The sequence below is a fragment of the Aeromonas sp. AE23HZ002T15 genome (assembly GCF_054165525.2).
The window spans coordinates 2,525,979-2,549,429 of the sequence record NZ_CM201342.1; the positions used below are offsets into that span (position 1 = coordinate 2,525,979).

At 61.4% G+C, this 23,451-nt stretch carries 24 protein-coding genes; 16 read left to right on the forward strand and 8 right to left on the reverse strand.

Going from position 1 to position 23,451, the window contains the following annotated elements; all coding sequences use genetic code 11:
• The first annotated feature begins 63 nt into the window (after positions 1-63).
• The 3 genes from ACT5M9_RS11770 (at position 64) to ACT5M9_RS11780 (ending at position 4,077) form a co-directional block, all read left to right on the forward strand.
• Complete coding sequence (locus ACT5M9_RS11770; RefSeq protein WP_457982823.1) at positions 64-585, forward strand: potassium-transporting ATPase subunit C; 522 nt, start codon at positions 64-66, stop codon at positions 583-585.
• Between the two features lie 157 nt (positions 586-742).
• On the forward strand, positions 743-3,340 hold the full coding sequence (locus ACT5M9_RS11775; RefSeq protein WP_457982822.1) for a DUF4118 domain-containing protein: 2,598 nt from the start codon (positions 743-745) through the stop codon (positions 3,338-3,340).
• A gap of 53 nt (positions 3,341-3,393) precedes the next feature.
• Positions 3,394-4,077: a response regulator gene (locus ACT5M9_RS11780; protein ID WP_457982821.1), complete on the forward strand. Its 684-nt coding sequence runs from the start codon at positions 3,394-3,396 to the stop codon at positions 4,075-4,077.
• Positions 4,078-4,081: 4 nt separating this feature from the next.
• On the opposite strand, the gene ACT5M9_RS11785 is transcribed toward ACT5M9_RS11780, so the two are convergent.
• On the reverse strand, positions 4,082-5,209 hold the full coding sequence (locus tag ACT5M9_RS11785; protein WP_457982820.1) for a multidrug effflux MFS transporter: 1,128 nt from the start codon (positions 5,207-5,209) through the stop codon (positions 4,082-4,084).
• Positions 5,210-5,301: 92 nt separating this feature from the next.
• Here ACT5M9_RS11785 and ACT5M9_RS11790 point away from each other — a divergent pair, with 92 nt between their 5' ends.
• On the forward strand, positions 5,302-6,126 hold the full coding sequence (locus tag ACT5M9_RS11790) for an AraC family transcriptional regulator (protein ID WP_457982819.1): 825 nt from the start codon (positions 5,302-5,304) through the stop codon (positions 6,124-6,126).
• Here ACT5M9_RS11790 and ACT5M9_RS11795 read toward each other — a convergent pair.
• Complete coding sequence (locus ACT5M9_RS11795) at positions 6,056-6,289, reverse strand: hypothetical protein (protein ID WP_457982817.1); 234 nt, start codon at positions 6,287-6,289, stop codon at positions 6,056-6,058. The genes ACT5M9_RS11790 and ACT5M9_RS11795 overlap by 71 nt on opposite strands.
• A 280-nt stretch (positions 6,290-6,569) precedes the next feature.
• Between ACT5M9_RS11795 and ACT5M9_RS11800 the strand changes: the two genes are divergently transcribed.
• A complete protein-coding gene (locus ACT5M9_RS11800; protein ID WP_457982815.1) occupies positions 6,570-7,817 on the forward strand; it encodes a valine--pyruvate transaminase in 1,248 nt (415 codons plus the stop codon).
• A gap of 68 nt (positions 7,818-7,885) precedes the next feature.
• Here ACT5M9_RS11800 and ACT5M9_RS11805 read toward each other — a convergent pair whose 3' ends face one another.
• Complete coding sequence (locus tag ACT5M9_RS11805; RefSeq protein ID WP_457982813.1) at positions 7,886-8,326, reverse strand: Hsp20 family protein; 441 nt, start codon at positions 8,324-8,326, stop codon at positions 7,886-7,888.
• Between the two features lie 80 nt (positions 8,327-8,406).
• Positions 8,407-8,820, reverse strand: coding sequence for an Hsp20 family protein (locus ACT5M9_RS11810; RefSeq protein WP_438549119.1), 414 nt, complete (start codon positions 8,818-8,820; stop codon positions 8,407-8,409).
• A gap of 267 nt (positions 8,821-9,087) precedes the next feature.
• On the opposite strand from ACT5M9_RS11810, the gene ACT5M9_RS11815 reads away from it, so the two are divergent.
• The 4 genes from ACT5M9_RS11815 to ACT5M9_RS11830 all read left to right on the forward strand — a co-directional run bounded on the left by ACT5M9_RS11815 (position 9,088) and on the right by ACT5M9_RS11830 (position 12,098).
• Positions 9,088-9,858 (forward strand): MBL fold metallo-hydrolase, encoded by a 771-nt coding sequence (locus tag ACT5M9_RS11815; protein WP_457982812.1) that lies wholly within the window; start codon positions 9,088-9,090, stop codon positions 9,856-9,858.
• An 87-nt stretch (positions 9,859-9,945) separates the two neighbouring features.
• Positions 9,946-10,902 (forward strand): GlxA family transcriptional regulator, encoded by a 957-nt coding sequence (locus ACT5M9_RS11820; protein WP_457982811.1) that lies wholly within the window; start codon positions 9,946-9,948, stop codon positions 10,900-10,902.
• 47 nt (positions 10,903-10,949) lie between these two features.
• Positions 10,950-11,654, forward strand: a complete 705-nt coding sequence (locus tag ACT5M9_RS11825) for a helix-turn-helix transcriptional regulator (protein ID WP_457982810.1) — start codon at positions 10,950-10,952, stop codon at positions 11,652-11,654.
• A gap of 66 nt (positions 11,655-11,720) precedes the next feature.
• A complete protein-coding gene (locus ACT5M9_RS11830; RefSeq protein ID WP_457982809.1) occupies positions 11,721-12,098 on the forward strand; it encodes a VOC family protein in 378 nt (125 codons plus the stop codon).
• A 110-nt stretch (positions 12,099-12,208) separates the two neighbouring features.
• Here the strand turns inward: ACT5M9_RS11830 and gyrB are convergent, their stop codons facing one another.
• The 4 genes from gyrB to dnaA all read right to left on the reverse strand — a co-directional run bounded on the left by gyrB (position 12,209) and on the right by dnaA (position 18,283).
• The gene (gene gyrB, locus ACT5M9_RS11835) at positions 12,209-14,623 is read right to left on the reverse strand and encodes a DNA topoisomerase (ATP-hydrolyzing) subunit B (RefSeq protein ID WP_438549124.1); all 2,415 of its coding nucleotides are present in this window, start codon (positions 14,621-14,623) and stop codon (positions 12,209-12,211) included.
• On the reverse strand, positions 14,620-15,723 hold the full coding sequence (gene recF / locus ACT5M9_RS11840) for a DNA replication/repair protein RecF (protein ID WP_438549125.1): 1,104 nt from the start codon (positions 15,721-15,723) through the stop codon (positions 14,620-14,622). Before recF ends, gyrB begins: the two co-directional genes overlap by 4 nt.
• Before the next feature lie 2 nt (positions 15,724-15,725).
• The gene (gene dnaN / locus ACT5M9_RS11845) at positions 15,726-16,829 is read right to left on the reverse strand and encodes a DNA polymerase III subunit beta (protein WP_438549126.1); all 1,104 of its coding nucleotides are present in this window, start codon (positions 16,827-16,829) and stop codon (positions 15,726-15,728) included.
• An 83-nt stretch (positions 16,830-16,912) separates the two neighbouring features.
• Positions 16,913-18,283, reverse strand: a complete 1,371-nt coding sequence (gene dnaA / locus ACT5M9_RS11850; protein WP_100859448.1) for a chromosomal replication initiator protein DnaA — start codon at positions 18,281-18,283, stop codon at positions 16,913-16,915.
• Between the two features lie 310 nt (positions 18,284-18,593).
• On the opposite strand from dnaA, the gene ACT5M9_RS11855 reads away from it, so the two are divergent.
• From ACT5M9_RS11855 to yidC, 7 genes are all read left to right on the forward strand, one after another.
• Positions 18,594-19,352, forward strand: a complete 759-nt coding sequence (locus ACT5M9_RS11855; protein ID WP_438549128.1) for an amino acid ABC transporter substrate-binding protein — start codon at positions 18,594-18,596, stop codon at positions 19,350-19,352.
• Positions 19,353-20,021 (forward strand): amino acid ABC transporter permease, encoded by a 669-nt coding sequence (locus ACT5M9_RS11860; protein ID WP_010672283.1) that lies wholly within the window; start codon positions 19,353-19,355, stop codon positions 20,019-20,021.
• A gap of 9 nt (positions 20,022-20,030) precedes the next feature.
• Positions 20,031-20,765 (forward strand): amino acid ABC transporter ATP-binding protein, encoded by a 735-nt coding sequence (locus ACT5M9_RS11865; protein WP_457982808.1) that lies wholly within the window; start codon positions 20,031-20,033, stop codon positions 20,763-20,765.
• Between the two features lie 270 nt (positions 20,766-21,035).
• A complete protein-coding gene (rpmH, locus tag ACT5M9_RS11870; protein ID WP_005307156.1) occupies positions 21,036-21,170 on the forward strand; it encodes a 50S ribosomal protein L34 in 135 nt (44 codons plus the stop codon).
• Positions 21,170-21,529 carry a ribonuclease P protein component gene (gene rnpA, locus ACT5M9_RS11875; RefSeq protein ID WP_438549130.1) on the forward strand — a complete coding sequence of 120 codons (360 nt, stop codon included), beginning with the start codon at positions 21,170-21,172 and terminating at the stop codon, positions 21,527-21,529. The genes rpmH and rnpA overlap by 1 nt, the downstream gene beginning before the upstream one ends.
• The gene (gene yidD, locus ACT5M9_RS11880; protein ID WP_010672280.1) at positions 21,496-21,744 is read left to right on the forward strand and encodes a membrane protein insertion efficiency factor YidD; all 249 of its coding nucleotides are present in this window, start codon (positions 21,496-21,498) and stop codon (positions 21,742-21,744) included. The genes rnpA and yidD overlap by 34 nt, the downstream gene beginning before the upstream one ends.
• Before the next feature lie 5 nt (positions 21,745-21,749).
• On the forward strand, positions 21,750-23,396 hold the full coding sequence (gene yidC / locus ACT5M9_RS11885; protein WP_457982806.1) for a membrane protein insertase YidC: 1,647 nt from the start codon (positions 21,750-21,752) through the stop codon (positions 23,394-23,396).
• The last annotated feature ends 55 nt before the right edge of the window (positions 23,397-23,451 follow it).

Below are 23,451 nucleotides of genomic sequence, written 5' to 3' on the forward strand. Positions count from 1 at the left end.
CAATACGGGGGTGCGGGTCTGGCCCGCATCCCATAAATTCCGTTCAGGAATTAAGGACATATCATGATTGCAATCAGAACCCTGCTGACCCTGACCCTGCTGCTGGGGGTTGCCTATCCCCTGGCCGTGACCGGGTTGGCCCAGGTGCTGTTCCCCTGGCAGGCCAACGGCAGCCAGCTGACCAATGACAAACAACAGCTGATCGGCAGCGCCCTGCTGGCACAGAAATTCGAACGGGCGGATTACTTCCACTCCCGCCCCTCCGCCAGCGACTTCGCGACCATAGGCAGCGGCGCCAGCAACCTCGGCATGAGCTCCCCCCTGCGGGCCGAGTTTGCCAATGAGGCGGCCAAGACCCAGCCCGGCAACCCGTCACCGGCCCTGCTGACCCGCTCCGGCTCGGGACTGGATCCCCACCTGCCGCTGGATGCCGTGTTGTCCCAGGTGGACAGGGTGGCCAAGGAACGGGGGCTGGATCCCGCCGTGCTGACGGAACGAGTCAAGTCCGCCACACAAGCTGGTATCCTTGGCCCACAAGTGGTCAACATCCTCGAGCTGAACCTGCAGCTCGACAAGGACGCCTGATGATGATGACCCGGCATCTTGTGCCGGGTCTGCCATTTGGCTGAGGCAGAGAAGCACGGCGACAGTCTGGGCTGACTCGGCGACATACAGGCAGTGATACAGATGATTGAGCCAAGCCGGCTGTTGATCGATAGGGACTCTCGATGGGGACTAAGGGATGCGTGATGAGGTCAGGGCCGACGCTTTGTTGGCCAGCCTGGAAGAAGAACACAAGGGCAAGCTGAAGGTCTTCCTCGGCGCCGCCCCAGGCGTCGGCAAGACCTACGCCATGTTGCAGGCCGTGCGGGAGCAGGCCAAGGAAGGCACCGACATCCTCATCGGGGTGGTGGAGACCCACGGTCGCCAGGAGACCCTGGCCCTGCTGGACAAGCTTCCCATCCAGCCACGCCAGCTCTTCTACCACCGCCAGCAGCGGCTGGAGGAGATGGATCTGGACGGCCTGCTCGAACGCAAACCGGCCATCGCAGTCGTGGACGAGCTGGCCCACACCAATGCCCCCGGCAGCCGCCACGAGAAGCGCTGGCAGGATGTGGAGGAGTTGCTCGGTGCCGGTATCGACGTCTACACCACCCTCAACGTGCAGCATCTGGAGAGCCTCAACGATCTCGTCTGGCAACTGACCGGGGTCAGGGTCAAGGAGACGCTGCCGGATCAGGTGCTGCTGGAGGCGGACAGCCTGGTGCTCATCGACCTCCCCCCCAAGGAGTTGCTGGGGCGACTCAAGGAGGGCAAGGTCTATGTGCCCCATCAGGCCAAGGCGGCCCTGCAATCCTTCTTCTCCCTCAACAACCTGACCGCGCTGCGCGAGCTGGCGATGCAGACTGCGGCCAGCCACGTGGAGGGGGATCTGCAACTGCAATGGCAGGCGGCGGGCAAGAGCACGCTCCCGCTGCGGGGCAAGCTGATGGTCTGCCTCGGGGATCAGCACAGCGCCTCCCTGGTCCGCTATGGCCACCGATTTGCCCAGCGCCGCCAGCTGCCCTGGCTGGTGGTGCACATCGACAGCAAGGGGCAGCGCTCGGCCGAACTGGAGCAGGCACTGGCACTGGCGTCTCAGCTCGGGGCCAAGGTGCTGACCCTCTCCAGCCCGGCGGTGGCCGATGCCCTGCTGGAAACCGCCGAGCAGCAGCAGGTCTCCCAGCTGTTGCTCGGCAAGCCTCACCAGTCCCCCTGGCGCCGCTCCCTGGTACAGCACCTGCTCAGGAATGCTCGCGGGTTCGAGATCACCCTGGTGGACACGGAGAAGCGCAAGCAGGGCCTGGGTCTGCATCCCTCGGGTCGCAAGGAGGTGCGTCAGAGCCTGATGGCCATTTGCATCATGAGCCTCACCTCGGCCCTGGCCTGGGGTCTCTCCCACTGGCTGCCTCCCGCCTCCCTGCCCCTGCTGTTCGTGCTGGGGGTGCTGGCCACGGCGCTCTCCACCAGCCTGGTGCCCGCCATACTGGCGGCCGTGCTCGGCTTCGTGGCTCACAATCTGCTGTTCGTCGCCCCCCACTTCTCCCTCAGCGTGGCCAGTCACAGCGATCTGCTCACCCTGTTCGTGCTGCTCATCGTCGGTGTGACGGCGGGTCGGCTCGCCTCCCGCCAGCGCCAGCAGTTGGTGGGACTACGGGAGACCCAGCAGCTCGGCAATGCCCTGCTCTCCCTGAGTCAGGGGCTGGCCACCGCCAGCAGCCCGGTGGAGGTGTTGCGGCAAGGCACCCAGGCCATCTCCCTGGCTCTGGGCCAACCCGTGTTCGCCCTCGACAAGGATTATCAATACCGGGCGGGAGATGCTCCACCCGGCCCCGGCCAGACAGACAAGGCGGCCATCGACTGGTGCCTGGCCCAGAAGCAGTATGCCGGCGCCCACACCGCCACCCTCAATGCGGCCGAGGCCCAGTACCACCCCCTCACCGACGATCTGGTGCTGGGGATCCGGCTGACCAATCCCCTGGCCTCCTCCGCCGAGCATCAGCTGCAGGCCCTGCTCACCGACATCCGCGCCGCCCTCGCCCGGATAGATCTCAGCGAACGGCTCGCCGACAGCCAGTTGCAGGCCGAGACGGACAGGCTGCGCGCCGCCCTGCTCTCCTCCGTCTCCCACGACCTGAAGACGCCGTTGGCCACCATCATGGGGGCCGGCAGCACCCTGCTGGAGTACGGTGACCGGATAAGCCAGGAGGATCGCAGTGAACTCCTGCATTCGGTACAGGACGAGGCGCGCCGCCTGCACAGCTATGTGCAGAACCTGCTGGACATGACCCGCATCGGCTCGCCGGACTTCCAGCTGAAGCGGGACTGGGTCGACCTCGCCGATCTGCTGGAGAGCGCCCGCAGGCGGCTGGACTCTTCCTGGCGCCAGCACAAGCTGCTGGTGCACTTCGATCAGCAGATCCCCGCGCTCTATGTGCACGGCGCCCTGATCGAGCAGGTGCTGGTCAACATACTCGACAACGCCTCCCGCTACTCGCCAGCCGGCACCCCCATAGAGTTCAAGGTGATGGTGGCCAACCCGGATCTCATCATCGACATCATCGACATCGGGGTGGGCATCGCCGAATCGGACCGGGACAAGATCTTCAACCTCTTCTACACCCAGCCGGTCGGGGATTGCGGCAGCCGTGGCACCGGGCTTGGCCTCGCCATTTCCCGCGCTATGATAGAGGCTCACGGCGGCCGCATCTGGGCGTTCGCCGGACCCAACGGCAACGGCACCTGCATGCGCATCTCCCTGCCGCTCTCTCTCAACGCACCCGAGGTAATGGGGACATGACGCACAGCCAAGCACTTATGATGAGTGCCACCCTTTTCGGCGCAGGAGGCTAGATGGCACACATTCTGGTCATCGATGACGAGGCGGCGATCCGCCGCTTCCTGCGCATCAGCCTGGTCGCCGAGGGGCACCAGGTCAGCGAGGCCGTGGGCGTCACCGAGGGGTTGATGCAGTACCGCCACCTCAATCCGGATCTGGTGATCCTGGACCTCGGCCTGCCTGATGGGGATGGCATCCAGATACTGCAGAGCATCCGCGAACACCACCAGCATCCTGTGCTGGTGTTGTCGGCCAGGGACTCGGAACAGGAGAAGGTACGGCTGCTGGACGCGGGGGCCAACGACTACATGAGCAAGCCGTTTGGCATCCAGGAGATGATGGCGCGGATCCGCGTGCTGCTCCGGCAGCGGGCAGGGGCCAGCAGCGGAGAACACCGCCACTTCCCCCAGTGCGGCCTCAGCCTGGATACCAGCAATCACAAGGTGAGCCTGAACGGGGAAGATGTCTCCCTCTCCCGCAAGGAGTTCGCCCTGCTGCAGGCCCTGGTATGCCATCCCGGCAAACTGGTGCTGCAGACCCAGCTGCTCAACGACATCTGGGGCCCCAGCCACAAGGAAGACACCCACTACCTGCGCATCGTCATCGCCAGCCTGCGCAAGAAGCTGGGTGACAATCCCCAGCAACCCAGCCTGATCGAGACCGAATCCGGCATCGGCTACCGTTTTATCGGCAGCTGATGTTTCACGTGGAACGACGACCACCACACAACAGGGCCAAGCCCCCGCAGCCGACGAGCAGGATCCCCAGATCCTGCAGGCTCGCCGCCACCGCCAGCCCCAGGCTGAGCAGCAGGTAGTAAGCCAGCCCGAACAGGGCGCCGGCGCTGCCTGCCACTTCACGATACGCCAGCAAGGCCTGGCTCAGCACATTCGGTATCGCCACCCCGAAAGCCACCACGGTCCCCATCATGGGCAGCAGGAACCAGAGGCTGCCCTGACCCAGCCATACCCCAGCCCCGCAGATGAACGCCAGGGTGCAGGCCAGCCGGACGAGGGATGACGGTGCCCAGCCCCTCCCCAACAGCCTCTTGTTCAGCAGGCTGCCGATCAGGGTGGCCAACGCCAACCCCAGGCCCGAGTAGCCAAACTCCCCGGCGCTCAGCCCCAGACCGGCGAACAGGAAGGGAGCCAGGCTGTAGTAGCCAAACAGCATGGTGTTGAACAGGGCGACCAGCAGGGCACTGCGCCACAGCGTGACATCGCGCCACATCCGGCATGCCAGGGGCCAGAGGGCAACCCCGGGCATGTCGGCCGGGCGGGTCTCCGGCAACCAGCCGCCCGTGAGCAGCCCGAGCACCAGGGCCAGTGCCATCAATCCTGCGAAGACGCCGAGATAGCCCCACGCCTCGACCAGCCATCCCCCGCTCATCAACCCCAGCACGGGGCTGAGGGAGAGCGCCACTCCCATCACCGAGAAGACCCGCGCCAGATCGCGCCCCGAGTAACTGTCGCGCAGCATGGTCTGGGTGACCACGGAACCGACGGCGGCCCCGAAGGCCGAGACGATGCGAGCCAGCAGCAGGACCTCGAACCGGTTGGCCAGCAAAGCCAGCAGGGTGCCGAGCCCATAGGTCAGCAGACCGGCCAGCATGGCCGGCCGCCGCCCGATGAGATCGCAGAGCCGACCCCAGCAGACCACCCCCACCGCAAACGCCAGAAAATAGACCGACAGGGTCTGGGATGCCTGCCCGTCGCTCACCCCGAACCGGGTGGCGATCCCGGTCAACGCCGGGCTGTAGATGGTCTCGACTATCTGGGGAAACATCATCAGCCCGACCACCAGCCAGAGCGGTGGCAACTTGTTGTTCATGACAAACCTCCTTCACAAGAGGCCGTCAGTCTAGAGCGGTGTGGGCTGTCTGATTACAATAAGCAGGACTATAAATAGCGGAAATAGGACATATGGCCTTCATTCAGCCCGATGACCCCTTCGATCCCGACCGGCTCAGCGGCGCCGTGCTCGGCATCGCCTCCGATCTCGGCTGGCACGACTCCGGCCAGCATCGACATGGGCGTCATCAGTTGCTGTTCGCCCAGGCGGGCTGCATGAGCATAGAGCTGGACAACCGTCTCTGCCTGCTTCCTCCCGGCAGGGCGGCCTGGATACCGGCTGGGGTTTCCCACAGGGTGCGGATGCGCGGCGTGGTCGCCTACCGCTCCCTCTATTTCACCCCGGATCCCGCGCTGCCTGACGGCTTGCAGGTCATCGCCATCAACCCCCTGTTGCAGGCGATCATAGAGCGGATGGCATTCTGGCCATGGGACAAGGCGGAAGCCGAGCAATGCCGGACGGTGGCACTCTTCATCGAGGAGTTGGCGCAGGCGCCGAGAGAGTCGTGGCAACTGCCCCTACCGGCCGATCCGCGTCTGGCAGCCTGGTTGCAGGCACTCAAGGGAGGCGACACCCTGCCCGATCGACTCAACCGGCTGGCCGAGCGGGTGGGTGCCAGTGACAAGACCATAGGCCGCATCTTCATGCGAGATACGGGTATGCATTATCAGGCCTGGCGCCAGCAATGGCGTTTGTTGCGCGCCATGGAGCTGCTGGCCGAGGCCGAGCCCATCAGCCGGGTGGCGACCGCCCTGGAGTTCTCCAGCGACAGCGCCTTCATCGGCTTCTTCAAGCAGCACACCGGGCTCACGCCCCTGCGCTACCTCAGCTCTCGGGGTGAGTACCATGGGCCGAACTCACCTCCACCACCAGAGTCTCCAACGCCAGCGGCTTGAGGTTATGAATGGCATCCTGCGTGACGGCATGGGAGGCCTGTTGCTGCTGGGCCAACACCTCCTGCCCCAGCTTGGCGCTGTCCAGCTCGGGTCTGGGGTTTTCGTTGGCCATGGCAGTCAGGCTCAGGGTGCTCAGCATCAGGGTGGCGATCAGGGTTTTCATCTGGCGTTCTCCGGTATGGTTGAGATGACCAGATAGTCATTCCAATAGTCGTGCCAGATTTATAACAATTTGATTTTATTGTTTTTATCATTTTTTTGGCACCAAGTGGAGAGGTTGGGCACATTGGTGTGGTCATTTTTAAACCAACATATGGTGATTATCACCATGTTTAATTCTTGCACTCCGTTCCACGTGGAACGTCCGGTTATTTAGATCGACACCCACTTTTAAACTGAGCTATGGTGCTACATCCCCGTAACCAATCTGGATCCGCCACCGAATGGAATTTTCCTTGTTCGGCGAGAAGTTCACTCGCCACGCCGGCATCACTCAACTCATGGATGACCTCAATCAGGGGCTGCTCAATCCGGACGCCATCATGCTGGGAGGCGGCAACCCGGCCCCCATTCCCGCCATGCTGGAACGCTTTCAGGCCGAAGCCAGGACACTGCTCGACAGCGGTGATCTGGTCAAAGCCATGGCCAACTACGATGGCCCCCAAGGCAAGGACAGATTCACCCAGGCGCTGGCGACCCTGCTCAGCAAGGAGCTCGGCTGGGAGATCTCGGCCCGCAACATTGCCCTCACCAACGGTAGCCAGAACGCCTTCTTCTATCTGTTCAACCTGCTGGCGGGCGAGTTCGCCGACGGCCGCAAGAAGAAGGTGCTGTTCCCCCTGGCCCCGGAGTACATCGGCTATGGCGACTCGGCGCTCTCCGACGATCACTTCGTGGCCTACAAGCCCACCATAGAGAAGCTGGCCGATGGCCAGTTCAAATACCATGTGGACTTCGAGAGCCTGGAGGTGAGTGACGACATCGGAGTGATCTGTGTCTCCCGGCCGACCAACCCCACCGGCAACGTGCTGACCGACGAAGAGATAGAACACCTGGATCAGATCGCCCGCGACAAGGGGATCCCGCTGCTCATCGACAACGCCTACGGCGTGCCCTTCCCGGGCATCATCTTCACCGAGGCCAGGCCGTTCTGGAACGCCAACACCATCCTCTGCATGAGCCTCTCCAAGCTGGGATTGCCGGGCACCCGCTGCGGCATCGTCATCGCCGATGAGAAGATCATCCGGGCCATCACCAACCTGAGCGGTATCATCAACCTCGCGCCGGGCAGCCTGGGGCCGGCCCTCACCATTCCCATGATCGAGAGCGGCGAGATCATCGCCCTGAGCGAGCAGGTGGTGAAACCCTTCTACCGACAGAAGGCCGAGCTGGCGGTACAGCTGCTGCGCGAGGCGATCCCGGATCCCCGCTTCCATATCCACAAGCCGGAGGGGGCCCTCTTCCTCTGGCTCTGGTTCGAGGATCTGCCGATCCACAGTCAGGAACTCTATGAGCGGTTGAAGGCCAAGAACCTGCTGATAGTGCCTGGCCACTACTTCTTCCCCGGTATCGACGACCCCGAGTGGCGTCACAGCCAGGAGTGCATCCGCCTCAACTACTCCCAGAGCGAGGAGCTGGTGCGCCGTGGCATCGCCATCCTGGCGGAGGAGATCAACGGCCTCTACCGCTGAGCCCGACGTCAGACAGCAAAAAGGCCTGCGATTGCAGGCCTTTTTCATACTCGGGTCTAGGGAGCGGATCAGCTCGGCAGCGCCAGTTGTTCACCCTGACCGATGGGGATGGCGCGCGACTTGAGTGCCTCCGGCAGCTCGCGGGCCAGATCGATAACCAGCAGGCCATGCTCCAGGCGGGCATCCCGCACCTCGACGTGCTGGCTCAGCTTGAAGGCGAGCTCGAAGTCACGCTCGGCGATCCCCTGATGGAGGAACTGACGCTCGGCGGGAGCGGCTACCTTGCGACCCTTGATCTTGAGGGTGCCATTTTCGGTCTCCAGCTCCAGCTCTTCACGCTCGAAGCCCGCCACCGCCAGGGTGATGCGGTAGCCATCTTGCTCCCGCTTTTCGATGTTGTAAGGGGGATAGGCCGCTGTCTTCTGCTCGAACAGGCCTTCCAGCTCACGGGCCATCCGCTCGAAGCCGACGGCATTGGAATAGAGATGAGAAAAATCGAGGTTACGCATAATCCTATCCTTCTAATAAGCAACAGGTTTAAAGACTGTGGGCCCATATCGGCACCCGATAAGCAAAGTCAGAGACGGGCTTAGCCGTTGATCTCTATCTTGCGCGGCTTCATCGCCTCGGGCACTTCGCGCACCAGGTCGATGTGCAGCAGACCGTTCTTGAGATCGGCCCCCTTCACCCGCACATAATCCGCCAACTGGAAGCGACGCTCGAAGCCTCGCTCGGCGATCCCCTGATAGAGATAATGACGCTCCCCATCTGCCTGCTTGTTGCCCTTCACCGTCAGCAGGTTTTCCTGGAAGCTCAGCTCCAACTCCTCCTGGGTGAAGCCCGCCACCGCCATGCTGATGCGGTAGTCGCTGTCGCCCAGCTGCTCGATGTTGTAGGGGGGATATCCGGCATTGCCGTTGCTGGCTGCAGACTCGATGAGATTGGCCAGACGATCGAAACCGATGGCAGAACGATAGAGCGGAGAAAAGTCGATAGAGCGCATAGTATTATCCTCTTGTGAGCGATAACGGATCATTTGCCCTCCTGTTGGACGGGCGCCTGGTCGAAACCTCTGTCGAGCGTTCCGGCCTTGTTATCTATATAGGGGCCGGTTTTTTCCTTTCAAGGGAGAAATGAAAGATTTTTCGGCACCCTGGCCAGCCAACAAAAAATGGCCCGATAGGATCGATAATGGGCCCGCGGGCCACTCATGGTCCCGTCCTCTCCACGCCATACTGGCTGTGCATCCCCCAACTCACAGGATCACACCATGAAGATTACCCAGGTTCGCAACGCCACCCTGCTCGTCCACTATGCCGGTACCCGCTTCCTCATAGATCCCATGCTGGCCCCCAAGGGGACCTATCCCGGCTTCGAGGGCATGGCCAACAGCCATCTGCGCAACCCCCTGGTCGAACTGCCGCTGCCCATGGCGACCCTGCTCGACGTGGATGCCGTGATAGTGACCCACGACCATCTGGATCACTGGGATCCAGTGGCGGCTCAGCTGGTGCCCAAACACCTTCCCCTGTTCGTGCAGCACCAGCAGGACGCCGACACCATGCGGGCAAGCGGCTTCGAGGATGTGAGACTGCTGGGGGAACAGGGCGAGTTCGCCGGCATCCGCCTGCAGCAGACGGCGGGCCAACATGGCAGCGATCGCATCATGGCCATGCTCGGTGAACGGCTCGGCGAGGTGTCCGGGGTGGTCTTCTCTCACCCAGTCGAGAAGACCCTCTATCTCGCCGGCGATACGGTCTGGAACGAACAGGTGGCCCAAAACCTGGCCAGACACAGCCCCGAGGTTGTCGTACTGAACTGCGGCGATGCCCAGGTCACCGGGCTGGGTGCCATCATCATGAACAAGGAGGATGTGCTGGCGGTGCATCAGGCGGCCCCCGGGGCTACCCTGATAGCCAGCCATCTGGAGGCCGTCAACCACGCCCTGCTGTCACGCTGCAAGCTGCGCGACTATCTCGGGGAACGGGGCATGCAGGAACGCGTGCTGGTGCCGGAGGATGGGGAAACCATGGCATTCTGAGTGGATCGGCCGGAGGCGCACACTGGCCTTCGGCTTTCTCTCGGCAGGGCTTATCATCGTCATTCATGCGCAAAGGAGCCTGCCATCATGCCCATAGTCGCCGTCATCACCTTCGATCACTTCAGCCCCTTTCACTGCGCCGTGCCCTGCCTCATCTTTGGCGACAAGATGATGCCGGGCCAATCGCTGTTCGAGCTCAGACTCTGCGCTGGTGATGACACACGGCAGCCAGCCTCGTCCCAGGGCTTTCACCTCAACGCCGGCTATGGCCTGGAAGGCCTGCAGGAGGCGGATATCATCATCATCCCCTTCTGGCGGGATCCGGCGGAGCGACCGGCCCAGCCCCTGCTCGATGCACTGGTCGTCGCTCGCCAGCGAGGGGCCCAGGTGGTCGGGCTCTGCCTCGGCACCTATGTGCTGGCCTACGCCGGTCTGCTGGATGGGTTCAGGGCCTCCACCCACTGGGAGTACGAGCAGGACTTCATCCAACGCTTCCCCCATGTGCGCCTCGATACCAACGCCCTCTACGTGGATGACGAGGGGTTGATCACCTCGGCGGGCACGGCCGCCGGGCTGGACTGCTGCCTCTACCTGGTGCGCCAGCACCACGGCAGCCAGATCGCCAACAAGCTGGCCAGGCGGCTGGTGGTACCTCCTCACCGGGATGGCGGTCAGGCCCAGTTTATCGAGCAGCCGGTGCCCGCCTCCACCCGGGACGCCAGGATCAATCAGCTGTTCGATCACCTTCGCATCCATCTGGCAGAGCCCCATACCCTGGACAGTCTGGCGGAGCACTGCCTGATGAGCCGACGCACCTTCACCCGCCGCTTCCAGCTGGCGACGGGTCTCTCCCTCGGTGACTGGCTGCTGGCCGAACGACTCAGACGCAGTCAGGAACTGCTGGAGTCCAGCTCACACACGGTGGAACGCATCGCCGAACTGGTGGGCCTCAAGTCAGCCACCACATTGCGCCAGCACTTTCGTGCCCGCTTCGGGGTATCGCCGCGGGAATGGCGCCATACTTTCCGTGGCCACAAGGCATAGGCCATGGTGCATCGAACCCATGCCATCCCCGCTCGAGGAGCTAATTGATGTCCCGTTCCGAACGCCTGCTTACCCTGCTTCAGTTGCTGCGCGGCCACCGCTACGCCATCACGGGCACGGCCCTCGCCGAGCAGCTCGGCATCAGCCTGCGCACCCTCTATCGGGATATCGCCACCCTGCAGGAGCAAGGGGCACAGATCGAGGGGGAAGCCGGCATCGGCTACGTGCTGAGACCCGGCTTCATGCTGCCGCCCCTGATGTTCAGCGAGGAGGAGCTGGACGCCCTGGTGCTGGGGTCCCGCTGGGTGGCCGAACATGCAGACAGCGCCCTCAGCGCAGGGGCCCGCAGCGCGCTGGCCAAGATAGAGGCCGTATTGCCCGCCGAGTATCGCCAGCAGCTACAGGCCAATGCCCTGCTGATCGGCTCCTATCGCACCAGTCAGAGCACCGGCGAGACCCAGTTGCGCAGTGCCATCCGCCAGCAGCGCAAGGTGGTGTTGAGCTACCAAGATCTCAAGGAGGCGATCTCCGAACGCACCGTTTGGCCCTTCGCCCTCGGCTACTTCGACAAGGTGCGGGTGCTGATGGCCTGGTGCGAGCTGCGCCAGGACTTTCGCCACTTCCGGGTCGATCGCATCGACCGGCTGCGGCTTGAGGATAGCTGCTATCCCAGGAGCCCGGCCCTATTGCTCAAGGAGTGGCGGGCGAGCCAACAGATCCCGCAGCCGGGATTCATTGCTGACAGAAACTGACACCCCGGGGGGCCATGCTGACGGGGTCGGCGCCGAGGCGTCATCCCTCAGTGAAAGGAGTGTCACATGCATATCCCCCAATTCAGCATCCTCTATGTCACCAACCCGCTTCGCAGCGCCCTCTTCTACCGCGAGCTGTTCGATCGCCCGCCGGTGGAAGAGTGCCCCAGCTTCGCCATGTTCGTGTTCGACTCGGGTGCCAAATTCGCACTCTGGGCCAAAGATCAGGTCGAACCCAGAGTCTCTCAGGAGGCCGGCGCCATGGAACTGGCCTTCCCCCTGGCCGACGACGCCAGCGTCGATGCCAGCTTTGCCAAGTGGCAGGCGGACGGTCTGACCATAGCGCAGTACCCGACCCGGATGGAGTTCGGTTACACCTGCGTGGCACTGGATCCCGACGGTCATCGCCTGCGCCTCTACTGCCCGGCCCCCGAGCTGGTCTGACACTGGCGTATCGGAGCGAGTGTTTCACGTGGAACGTGACTCTTGTGCTCAACCCAGAAAACAAAAAGCCGGTCACAGGGACCGGCTTTTTCATCTTTGGCTGAGGCGTCTTAGACGTCGAGATTGGCAACCCGCAGGGCGTTGGTCTCGATAAAGTCACGACGCGGCTCGACCGCATCCCCCATCAGGGTGGAGAACAGCTGGTCGGCCCCGACCGCATCGTCGATGGTGACACGCAGCATGCGACGCGCTTCCGGATCCATGGTGGTTTCCCACAGCTGTTCCGGGTTCATCTCACCCAGTCCTTTATAGCGCTGGATGTAGATGCCACGCTTGCCTTCACTCATCAGCCACTCGACCGCTTCCACGAAGTTCGCGACCGGCTTCACCTTCTCGCCGCGCTTGATGAAACCGCCATCCTCGATCAGGTTGGCGATCTCCTTGCCGAGGGAAACCAGCTGACGGTATTCGCCGGACTGCAGGAAGTCGTAGCTCAGGGGATATTCGCGGTCGACCCCGTGCTGACGCACCACGGCGTGAGGCACGAACAGGCTGCGCTCCTCGTCACGGCGAACCTGCATCTGGTACTGCACGCCCTGATTGCTCTCGTTGAGCACGGCTTCCATGGCCTGGCACCAGGCCAGCAGATCGCTCTCGCTGGTCAGCAGGGCCTCGGTCAGCTCGGGTTGATAGATCAGCTGGGTCAGCACGGCATCCGGTGCACGGCGGGACATGCGGGTGATCAGGTGAGAGACGGCGCGATGCTGGTTGACCAGACGCTCCAGGGCCTCGCCACCGATGGCCGGGGCGGACTCGTTGACGTGCAGGGTCGCACCGTCCAGCGCCATGGCGGTCTGGTATTGCAGCAGCGCATCTTCGTCTTTCAGATACTGCTCCTGCTTGCCCTTCTTGACCTTGTACAGGGGCGGCTGGGCGATGAAGACATAGCCACGCTCGATGATTTCCGGCATCTGGCGGTAGAAGAAGGTCAGCAGCAGGGTGCGGATGTGCGCACCATCGACGTCCGCATCCGTCATGATGATGATGTTGTGATAGCGCAGCTTGTCCGGGTTGTACTCGTCGCGACCTATGCCACAGCCCAGGGCGGTGATCAGGGTGCCCACCTCTTGCGAGGAGATCATCTTGTCGAAACGCGCCTTCTCCACGTTCAGGATTTTGCCCTTGAGGGGCAGGATTGCCTGGTTCTTGCGGTTGCGACCCTGCTTGGCGGAGCCGCCCGCAGAGTCCCCTTCCACTATGTAGAGTTCGGACAGGGCCGGGTCTTTCTCCTGGCAGTCCGCCAGCTTGCCGGGCAGGCCGGCGATGTCGAGCGCACCCTTGCGGCGGGTCAGTTCGCGGGCCTTGCGGGCCGCCTCACGGGCACGGGCCGCGTCGATGATCTTGTTGACCACTATCTTGGCGTCGCCCGGGTTTTCCAGCAGGAAGTCCGCCAGCTTCTCCCCCATCGCCTGTTCGACGGCGGTCTTCACCTCGGACGAGACCAGCTTGTCCTTGGTCTGGGAGGAGAACTTGGGATCAGGCACCTTGACGGAGATAACGGCGATCAGGCCTTCACGGACGTCGTCGCCACTGGCGGCGGACTTGGCCTTCTTGCTGTAGTCCTCTTTGTCCATATAGGTGTTGAGGGTACGGGTCAGCGCGGTACGGAAGCCCACCAGGTGCGTGCCGCCATCCCGCTGCGGGATGTTGTTGGTGAAGCAGTAGACCCCTTCCTGATAGGCGTCGTTCCACTGCATGGCCACTTCGACACCGATGCCATCCTGCTCTGTGGTGAAGTGGAACACCTTGGGGTGGATCGGGGTCTTGTTCTGGTTCAGGTATTCGACGAAGGCCTTGATGCCGCCCTCGTAGCAGAAGTGTACCTCACGGCCGTCGCGCTCATCGTGCAGGCGGATGGAGACGCCGGAGTTGAGGAAGGAGAGCTCGCGCAGGCGCTTGGCCAGGATCTCGTAGTGGAACAGGGTGTCGCTGAAGATGGTCGGGCTCGGCCAGAAGCGCACCTCGGTACCCGTGCCGGAGGCACTGTCGCCGATCTGCTTGAGCGGTGCCTGGGGCTCGCCCAGGTGATAGGTCTGCTCATAGACGTGGCCGTTACGACGAATGGTCAGCAGCAGCTTGTCGGACAGGGCGTTAACAACGGAGACGCCCACGCCGTGCAGGCCGCCGGACACCTTGTAGGAGTTGTCATCGAACTTGCCGCCCGCGTGCAGCACCGTCATGATGACTTCGGCGGCGGAGCGGCCCTCTTCCGGATGGATGTCCACCGGGATGCCACGACCGTTGTCGCGCACCGAGACGGAACCGTCCGAGTGGATCTTGACCTGGATCTCGGAGCAGTAGCCAGCCAGAGCCTCATCGATGGAGTTATCGACGACCTCGAACACCATGTGGTGCAGACCCGAGCCATCATCCGTATCGCCGATATACATCCCCGGGCGCTTGCGGACCGCATCCAGGCCCTTCAGCACCTTGATATTCGAGGAGTCGTAAGTATTTTCACTCATAGCTTACTCTCTGCCTTCTCTAACGTTTCGGAGATCTTGCCTTGTTCCACGTGGAACAGCTTGCAGTCACTCGCATCCATCATGTCTGCGAGCTGACCGGTGTCGATGGCGGTGATAAACACCTGGGACGCACACTGTTTCAGCCTTGCGGCCAACAGGCGGCGCTTGTCGACATCCAGTTCAGAGGCAAAATCATCAATTAAAAAAATACAGCCACGGCTGCTATGTTGATTCAAATAGAGCCCTTGGGCCAGTCGCATGGCGCAGACCAGCAACTTCAGCTGACCCCGGGACAAAATATCCTGAGCGGGTACACCGTTCGCCTTGAGTCGCACATCGGCCTTCTGCGGGCCAACCCCTGTGTAACCCAGCGAACGATCCCGCTCGAACCCCGCCTCCAGCAAGTCGCCGAGGGGAGTCTCTCTCTCCCAGCCCCGATAGAAACCGAGACTGATGTCGAATTCCGGCAAGAAATCCGCCGTCATTTCCTTGATCAGGGGCGTAATGGCCTGACAATAACTGGCGCGAAACTCGGCCAACTCGCCTCCCAGGCGCACCAACTCCTGATCCCAGAACGCCAACTGGCGATACTGACTGCTTTGACGCAGCAGGGCATTGCGCTGTTTCAGCAGGCGCCGCACTCGTCCCCACAGGGAGAAGAAGGTCGGCTCCTGGTGAAAAACGCCCCAATCTAGCCAGGCCCGGCGGGCCTGGGGTCCGCCGGTCAGCAGATTGAAACCATCGGGATGGATCAACTGCACCGGCAGCAGCTCGGCCAGATCGGCCAGCCGCTGAGCCTGGGCCCCGGCAATCTTGAGCTGGGTCTCCCCGCCCTTGTCCTTGGCGAGCCCGATGGGCACCTGGCGCCCCTCCAGCTCGCACTGGGCAAACAGGGTGAACGCCCGTTCGCCCTGGCGGATGACCCGCCCGGTCAGGTGAGTACGAAAAGAACGACCGAGACCGAGGTAGTGAATGGCTTCCAGCACGCTGGTCTTACCGCTGCCATTGCACCCGACCAGGATATTGAGGCCGGGGGACAGCGCGAGACTGGCCTGCTGGATATTGCGAAAGTCGCTGAGCTGGAGTTTGACCAGGGACACGACTAGATCCGCATCGGCATCACCACGTACTGGGCATCTTGGCTGTCAAAATCCTCAATAATGGCGCTGCTGATGGAATCGCTCAGGCTGATCCGGATCTGGTCACATTTTAACGTATTCAACACGTCCAGCACATAGGAGACGTTGAAGCCGATCTCCATCTCGCCGGCCCCGTATTGTACGTCAAGCAACTCTTCCGCTTCTTCCTGTTCCGGGTTGTTGGCGGTGATGCGCAGCAGGTTTTCCTGCAGATTGAGACGCACCCCACGGAATTTTTCGTTGGAGAGAATGGCGGCGCGGGCGAAGGCTTGGCGCAGATCCTCGCGACCGGCGATCAGGGCCTTGTCGCTGCCCCGCGGGATGACGCGGCGCCAGTCCGGGAAGCGGCCATCCACCAGCTTGGAGGTGAAGATGAAGCCATCCAGGGCGGCACGCAGGTTGTTGCGGCCGATCTGCAGCCGTACCGGCTTGTCTTCCGCCTCCAGCAGGCGAACCAGTTCCAGCACCCCCTTGCGGGGCAGGATAACCTGATGATCGGGCAGCGATTCCTGCACCACCTCGCGGCGGCAGGTGGCCAGACGGTGACCGTCGGTAGCGACGGTGCGCAGGCCGTGGCCCTCGCTCTCGAACAGCATGCCGTTCAGGTAGTAGCGCACGTCCTGGCTGGCCATGGAGAACTGAGTCGCGTCGATGAGTTTTTTAAGCTCTAGCTGGCTGATGTCGAACTCGAGCACGGATTCCCAGTCCTCGATGTTCGGGTATTCGGTGGCCGGTAGGGTCGACAGGTTGAAACGGGAGCGGCCGGAACGGATGATCAGCCGCTCCCCCTCGGTGTTGAGGCGAATGTCCGCCCCTTCCGGCAGGCCGCGGCAGATATCCAGCAGCTTGCGGGCCGGCACAGTGGTGCGGCCATCCTGACTGTCGCTGTTGAGATAGACCTGACCGATCATCTCCACCTCGAGGTCGGTCCCGGTCAGCGACAGCAGGCCGTTGCTGACGTCGAGCAGCACGTTACCGAGGATCGGCAGGGTCGGCCGGCCACCCAGGGCACCGGACACCAGTTGCAGAGGACGTAACAGGGCCTCACGGCTAATTTCGAGCTGCATCTGTGTTCTCCGTTGTTATTGGGAGGAAAAGGTTCGGATCAGGTTGGAATATTCGAGCTGCATCTGTCCACTCCGTTCCGTGATCAGGAAGAAAGGGTGCGGATCAGGTTGGAATAGTCTTCCTTGATGTCGTGACTCTCCTCCTTCAGCTGCTCTATCTTGCGGCAGGCATGAAGGACAGTGGTGTGGTCACGGCCACCGAAGGCATCCCCGATTTCCGGCAAGCTGTGGTTCGTCAGCTCCTTGGCCAGGGCCATCGCCAGCTGGCGCGGGCGGGCAACGGAGCGCGAGCGGCGCTTGGACAGCAGATCCGCCAGCTTGATCTTGTAGTACTCCGCCACCGTCTTCTGGATGTTGTCGATGGTGACCAGCTTCTCCTGCAACGCCAGCAGGTCGCGCAGCGCCTCGCGCACGAAGTCGATGTTGATGGCGCGGCCGGTGAAGTTCGCGTTGGCGATCACCCGGTTGAGGGCCCCTTCCAGCTCACGGACGTTGGATCTCAGTCGCTTGGCGATGAAGAAGGCCACTTCGTCCGGCAGGTGGATCTGGTTCTCGTCCGCTTTGCGCATCAGGATGGCGACCCGGGTCTCCAGCTCGGGCGGTTCGATCGCCACGGTCAGGCCCCAGCCGAAGCGGGACTTGAGGCGATCCTCCACCCCGTTGATCTCCTTCGGATAGCGATCCGAAGTCAGGATGATCTGCTGGTTGCCCTCGAGCAGGGCGTTGAAGGTGTGGAAGAACTCCTCCTGGGAGCGCTCCTTGTTCGCGAAGAACTGGATGTCATCGATGAGCAGGGCATCGACGCTACGGTAATAACGCTTGAACTCTTCAATGGCGTTATTCTGCAGCGCCTTCACCATGTCCTGAACGAAACGCTCGGAGTGCATGTAGATGACTTTGGCGTCTTTCTTGCGATCCTTGATGGCGTTGCCGACGGCGTGCAGCAGGTGGGTCTTGCCCAGGCCGGTGCCGCCGTAGAGGAACAGCGGGTTGTAGGCGCCACCCGGATTGTCGGCCACCTGACGGGCCGCCGCACGAGCCAACTGGTTGGACTTACCCTCGACGAAATTCTCGAAGGTATAGTTCACGTTGGTGTTGCTCTTGTGGTTCGGCTCCGGCTTGGTTTCCGTCTTGCTTTCCCAGCTCTTGTGAGAGTTATTCACAGGCTCGGCACCGCGCGCCGGCGCTCTGGCGACCGCGACGGGATGGGGACGATTACCGATGTCGAAACGCAGGGTGGGAGCATCCGCGCCGCACAGCTCGTTGATGATGCCGTTGACCCGGAGCAGGTACTTGTCCCGTACCCAGTCCAGGACGAAGCGATTCGGTGCATACAGGGTCAGAGTATTGTCACTCAACTCCGCTTGAAGCGGCCGGATCCACATGCTGAATTCTGCCGAGGGCAACTCATCTTGCAGCCGGTTAAGGCACTGCTGCCATAGCGAAGCAGTCACTCTAGACTCCCGTCAATTGATTAAGTAAAGACCGGCTATTCTACGTTTTTAGCGGCTGGATCTCCAGTTGCCGCCACGCGGATCCAGCAAATAAGATCCTTGACTTTCAAGGATCCAGCGACCCAGGATCCTAATTCATCCCCAAAGTTACCCACAGCCCTTGACCGGCGATGTGGACAGAATGATTCGGTATTGCCCTGGTTATTTTATATAACCAAATATCATTTATTCTTTATATTTTATTCCAATAACATCAGCGCCGACCCGTGATTACAACTAAAAATACAGAACTACAGAGAGAGGAATCCCCATGAAAACCACCATCAAGCTGATTTCCGGCGCCGCCATTCTGCTGGCCAGTCTGTCCGGCCAGGCCATCGCCCAGGAAACCATCAAGGTCGGCATGTCCGGCAAGTATTTCCCGTTCACCTTCGTCAAGCAGGACAAGCTGCAGGGCTTCGAGGTGGACATGTGGAACCAGATCGGTGAACGCACCGGTTACAAGGTGGAGTTCGTCACCGCCAGCTTCTCCGGCCTGTTCGGCATGCTGGAAACCGGCCGCGTCGATACCATCTCCAACCAGATCACCATCACCGACGAGCGCAAGGCCAAGTACGACTTCTCCCAGCCTTATGTGTATGACGGCGCCCAGATCGTGGTTCGCAAGGGCAACAGCACCATCAACGGCTTCAAGGATCTGGCCGGCAAGAAGGTCGCCGTCAACCTCGGCTCCAACTTCGAAGAGCTGCTGCGCAAGAACGATCCAGAGAAAAAGATCGACATCCGCACCTATGACTCCGCCTTCGAGCAGGATGTCGCCCTGGGCCGTATCGATGCCTTCGTGATGGACCGCGTCTCCACCGCCCAGCTGATCAAGGAATCCAAGCTGCCGCTGCAACAGGCTGGCGCACCGTTCGAAACCATCGAGAACGCCCTGCCCTTCCTGAAGACCCCGGAGAAGCAGGCCCTGCTGAAGAAGGTCGACGACGCCCTGACCGCCATGCGCAAAGACGGCTCCCTGACCAAGATCTCCGAAAAATGGTTCGCAGCGGACATCACTAACAAATAAATGATGGAATTCGACCTCGAGTACACGCTAGGGCTGTTTCCCATCCTGCTCAAATACCTGGGCACCACGATGGAAATGGCCCTGTGGGGATTCGTATTGGCACTCGTACTGTCGCTGATCCTGGCGATAGTACGGGTGTTTCGCGTTCCCGCACTTCACTGGCTGGCGATGCTGTATATCTCCTTCTTCCGGGGGACTCCCCTGCTCGTCCAGCTGTTCCTGCTCTATTACGGCCTGCCGCAACTCTTCCCCATCTTCGTGGGGATGGATGCCTTTACCGCCGCCATCATAGGCCTGACCCTGCACTTCGCCGCCTACATGGCCGAGTCGATCCGGGCCGCCATCCTCGGCATCCACAAGAGCCAGATGGAAGCGGCCCTCAGCATTGGCATGAGCCGGCTGCAGGCGATGCAGCGGATCATACTGCCCCAGGCGGCCCGCATAGCGACGCCGTCCCTGATGAACTACTTCATCGACATGATCAAGAGCACCTCGCTGGCCTTCACCCTGGGCGTCGCGGAGATCATGGGCAAGGCCCAGATGGAAGCAGCCTCCTCGTTCAAGTTCTTCGAGAGCTTCATGGCGGTGGCCCTGATCTACTGGGTGGTGGTCATCTTCTTCACCCGCTTGCAGCACCTGCTGGAAGTGCGCCTCAACCGAGCCTATTAAGGAGGGCCCTTGATCAAATTAAACGGTCTATCCAAGGCCTTCCACGGTAATCAAGTGCTCAACGGCATCGATCTGGAGGTCAAGAAGGGGGAGATTGTCGTCATCATAGGTCCCTCGGGGACTGGCAAGTCAACCCTGCTGCGCTGCCTCAACCTGCTGGAGACGCCGGATGCGGGCCAGCTCGCCATCGACGACCTGCAACTGGATCTGGCCCGTGCCAGCGAGCAGCAGGCCATCGAGCTGCGCAAGCGCGCCTCCTTCGTGTTCCAGAACTATGCCCTGTTCGCCAACAAGACGGCCCTGGACAACATCGCCGAGGGTCTCATCACCGTCTGGAAGCAGCCCAAGGCGGAGGCTCGCGCCACCGCTCTCGGCATCCTCAAGGACATTGGCCTCGCCGACAAGCAGGATGCCTACCCGGCGTCCCTCTCCGGCGGTCAGCAGCAGCGGGTCGGCATCGGCCGCGCCATGGCGGCCCACTCCAAAGTGATCCTGTTTGATGAGCCCACTTCGGCACTGGATCCCGAATGGGTCGACGAGGTGCTGGGTCTGATGAAACAGCTCGCTCGCCAGCACCAGACCATGGTGGTGGTGACCCACGAGATAGAGTTCGCCCGTGATGTCGCCGATCGGGTGATCTTCATGGAGGGGGGCCGGATCGTGGAACAGGGCCCGCCGAGTCAGATATTGGTCGATCCCAAGGATCCCCGCACCCGGGAGTTCTTGCGGAAAGTGCTTAACTAGCTCTCTCTTTGGCGGCTCTGCCGCCTTTTTTCTTGGAGGATCCTTGTTTAACCCCGGGTTGCCAGTATAATTCGGGGCCCTTGATCCTTCGGATCCTGTCGGCTTTCACTGCCTCTTTCGGGAGTCAGGGCAAGATGAGGGGATACGGCGGATTGACGAGAAGCTGAACTCTGTTTAGAATTCGGCCTCTTTTGCTAGTCGTCACACGCTATAGCTGGCGCGTCGGCTAAGTGTGACAATCAAAACTGTACAGAAATACGGAATCGAATCATGAAACGTACTTTTCAACCGTCCAACCTGAAGCGCAAGCGCTCTCACGGTTTCCGCGCTCGCATGGCTACTGCCAACGGTCGCAAAGTTCTGGCCGCTCGTCGTGCCAAGGGTCGTGCCCGCCTGGTAGTCTAATGCCTACCCAGCACACCTTCTCTCGGGAGTTACGTCTGTTAACTCCCGAACACTTCAAACGCGTTTTCGCCGAGCCTGTCCGGGCCGCTTCTCCGCAAATTACGCTTCTTGCTTGCCCCAACTCCCTCGAACACCCCCGTCTTGGCCTCGCTGTGCCCAAAAAAGCGCTCAAGCGTGCCGTCTGGCGTAACCGTGTCAAACGAGTGGTACGGGAGAGCTTCCGCCTCAATCAAACCAACCTGCCCGCTATCGACATCGTCGTGATCGCCAAGGGTGGCGTCAAAGAGATGGATAACGAGGAGCTGTTCAAGTTACTGGAAAAGCTATGGCGCACTCTGTCACGCCGTTGCAATGGGTAGCCATCAAACTGATACGCCTGTATCAGCTAATCATTAGTCCCCTGCTCGGGCCGCGCTGCCGTTTCACTCCGACTTGTTCCCAATTTGCGATAGAAGCAATCCGACTTCACGGTTTCATAAAAGGCGTTTGGTTAGCTAGCAAACGTCTATTAAAATGCCATCCCTTATCCGAGGGTGGTTATGACCCGGTTCCGCAACCAAAGCGAAGAAACTGAAGACTATGGAATCACAACGCAATTTACTCCTGATCGGTTTGCTGTTCGTGAGCTTCTTGCTCTGGCAACAGTGGGAGTCCGACAAGGCTCCGAAGCCGGCCCCGACGACCGTGGCCCAAACCGAACATTTCGTACCTGAAGCCGGCCAGACCGGTGATATTCCTCAGGTTTCCGAGCAAGCCAACGCCACCGCCGCACGCAAGCTGATCACCGTCACCTCCGACGTGCTCAAGCTGACCCTGGACACCCAGGGCGGTGATATCGTCTCTGCCGAACTGCTGGCCCACAAGCTGGAAGAGGGCAAGGATCAGCCGTTCACCCTGCTGACCAGCCAACCGGCGCATCTCTACGTCGCCCAGAGCGGCCTGGTGGGCCGTAACGGTCCGGACAGCCAGCCAGAGGGTCGCCCCACCTACGAAGCCGCCCAGACCAGCTATCAGCTGGCAGACGGTCAGGATCAGGTCGTGGTCCCCATGACCTGGACCGACAGCAAGGGCGTGGTCTTCACCAAGGAGTTCGTACTCAAGCGCGGTGACTACGCCGTCGGCGTCGACTACAAGATCGACAACAAGTCTGCCGAACCGGTTCAGGTGCAGTTCTATGGTCAGCTGAAGCAGACCATGACTACGCCGAAGGATCAGGAAGGTCATGCCATGGTGGCCAGCGCCTACCGTGGTGGCGCCTTCTCCAGCGAAGATACCCGCTACAAGAAGTACACCTTCAGCGAGATGCAGGACGCCGACCTGAACAAGACCACCAAGGGTGGTTGGGTCGCCATGCTGCAACACTACTTCGTCTCCGCCTGGGCACCGAACGCCAACGACAGCAACAGCTTCTACAGCCGCGTGATCCCGGGTAAAGACCAGGCCATCATCGGCTACAAGGCGCCCCTGGTTGACGTCGCCGCTGGCCAACAGGCCGAAGTGACCAGCCAGCTGTGGATCGGTCCCAAGCTGCAAGACCAGATGGCCAAGGTGGCAAACCACCTGGACCTGACCGTCGACTACGGCTGGCTCTGGTTCATCGCCCAACCGCTGCACTGGCTGCTGACCGTGTTCCACGGTTTCGTCCAGAACTGGGGTGTGGCCATCATCATGCTGACCCTGCTGGTGCGCGGCATCATGTTCCCGCTGACCAAGGCCCAGTACACCTCCATGGCCAAGATGCGCATGCTGCAGCCCAAGCTGGCGGCGCTCAAGGAACGCTTCGGTGACGATCGCCAGAAGATGTCCCAGGGCATGATGGAGCTGTACAAGAAGGAGAAGGTCAACCCGCTCGGTGGCTGCCTGCCGATCCTGGTGCAGATGCCCATCTTCATCGCCCTCTACTGGGCTCTGATGGAATCTGTCGAGCTGCGCCACGCGCCGTTCGCCCTGTGGATCACCGACCTGTCGGTGAAGGACCCCTTCTTCGTGCTGCCGATCCTCATGGGTGCTTCCATGTGGTACCTGCAGAAGATGAGCCCGACCACCATCACGGACCCGATGCAGCAGAAGGTGATGCAGTTCATGCCGATCATCTTCACCTTCATGTTCCTCTGGTTCCCGGCCGGCCTGACCCTGTACTGGCTGGTGAGCAACGTCATCTCCATCATCCAGCAGACCATCATCTACCGTCAGCTGGAGAAGAAAGGCCTGCACTCTCGCAGCTAATCTTCCCCGATGACAAAAGAGGCGGCCTTCGGGCCGCCTTTTTTATTACAATGTC

Excerpts from the sequence above, each read along its gene's own strand:
- ACT5M9_RS11770 (WP_457982823.1), top strand. The coding sequence starts at position 64 with ATGATTGCAATCAGAACCCTGCTGACCCTGACCCTGCTGCTGGGGGTT.
- ACT5M9_RS11775 (WP_457982822.1), top strand. The coding sequence starts at position 743 with ATGCGTGATGAGGTCAGGGCCGACGCTTTGTTGGCCAGCCTGGAAGAA.
- ACT5M9_RS11780 (WP_457982821.1), top strand. The coding sequence starts at position 3,394 with ATGGCACACATTCTGGTCATCGATGACGAGGCGGCGATCCGCCGCTTC.
- ACT5M9_RS11785 (WP_457982820.1), bottom strand. The coding sequence starts at position 5,209 with ATGAACAACAAGTTGCCACCGCTCTGGCTGGTGGTCGGGCTGATGATG.
- ACT5M9_RS11790 (WP_457982819.1), top strand. The coding sequence starts at position 5,302 with ATGGCCTTCATTCAGCCCGATGACCCCTTCGATCCCGACCGGCTCAGC.
- ACT5M9_RS11795 (WP_457982817.1), bottom strand. The coding sequence starts at position 6,289 with ATGAAAACCCTGATCGCCACCCTGATGCTGAGCACCCTGAGCCTGACT.
- ACT5M9_RS11800 (WP_457982815.1), top strand. The coding sequence starts at position 6,570 with ATGGAATTTTCCTTGTTCGGCGAGAAGTTCACTCGCCACGCCGGCATC.
- ACT5M9_RS11805 (WP_457982813.1), bottom strand. The coding sequence starts at position 8,326 with ATGCGTAACCTCGATTTTTCTCATCTCTATTCCAATGCCGTCGGCTTC.
- ACT5M9_RS11810 (WP_438549119.1), bottom strand. The coding sequence starts at position 8,820 with ATGCGCTCTATCGACTTTTCTCCGCTCTATCGTTCTGCCATCGGTTTC.
- ACT5M9_RS11815 (WP_457982812.1), top strand. The coding sequence starts at position 9,088 with ATGAAGATTACCCAGGTTCGCAACGCCACCCTGCTCGTCCACTATGCC.
- ACT5M9_RS11820 (WP_457982811.1), top strand. The coding sequence starts at position 9,946 with ATGCCCATAGTCGCCGTCATCACCTTCGATCACTTCAGCCCCTTTCAC.
- ACT5M9_RS11825 (WP_457982810.1), top strand. The coding sequence starts at position 10,950 with ATGTCCCGTTCCGAACGCCTGCTTACCCTGCTTCAGTTGCTGCGCGGC.
- ACT5M9_RS11830 (WP_457982809.1), top strand. The coding sequence starts at position 11,721 with ATGCATATCCCCCAATTCAGCATCCTCTATGTCACCAACCCGCTTCGC.
- gyrB (WP_438549124.1), bottom strand. The coding sequence starts at position 14,623 with ATGAGTGAAAATACTTACGACTCCTCGAATATCAAGGTGCTGAAGGGC.
- dnaN (WP_438549126.1), bottom strand. The coding sequence starts at position 16,829 with ATGCAGCTCGAAATTAGCCGTGAGGCCCTGTTACGTCCTCTGCAACTG.
- ACT5M9_RS11855 (WP_438549128.1), top strand. The coding sequence starts at position 18,594 with ATGAAAACCACCATCAAGCTGATTTCCGGCGCCGCCATTCTGCTGGCC.
- ACT5M9_RS11860 (WP_010672283.1), top strand. The coding sequence starts at position 19,353 with ATGATGGAATTCGACCTCGAGTACACGCTAGGGCTGTTTCCCATCCTG.
- rpmH (WP_005307156.1), top strand. The coding sequence starts at position 21,036 with ATGAAACGTACTTTTCAACCGTCCAACCTGAAGCGCAAGCGCTCTCAC.
- rnpA (WP_438549130.1), top strand. The coding sequence starts at position 21,170 with ATGCCTACCCAGCACACCTTCTCTCGGGAGTTACGTCTGTTAACTCCC.
- yidD (WP_010672280.1), top strand. The coding sequence starts at position 21,496 with ATGGCGCACTCTGTCACGCCGTTGCAATGGGTAGCCATCAAACTGATA.
- yidC (WP_457982806.1), top strand. The coding sequence starts at position 21,750 with ATGGAATCACAACGCAATTTACTCCTGATCGGTTTGCTGTTCGTGAGC.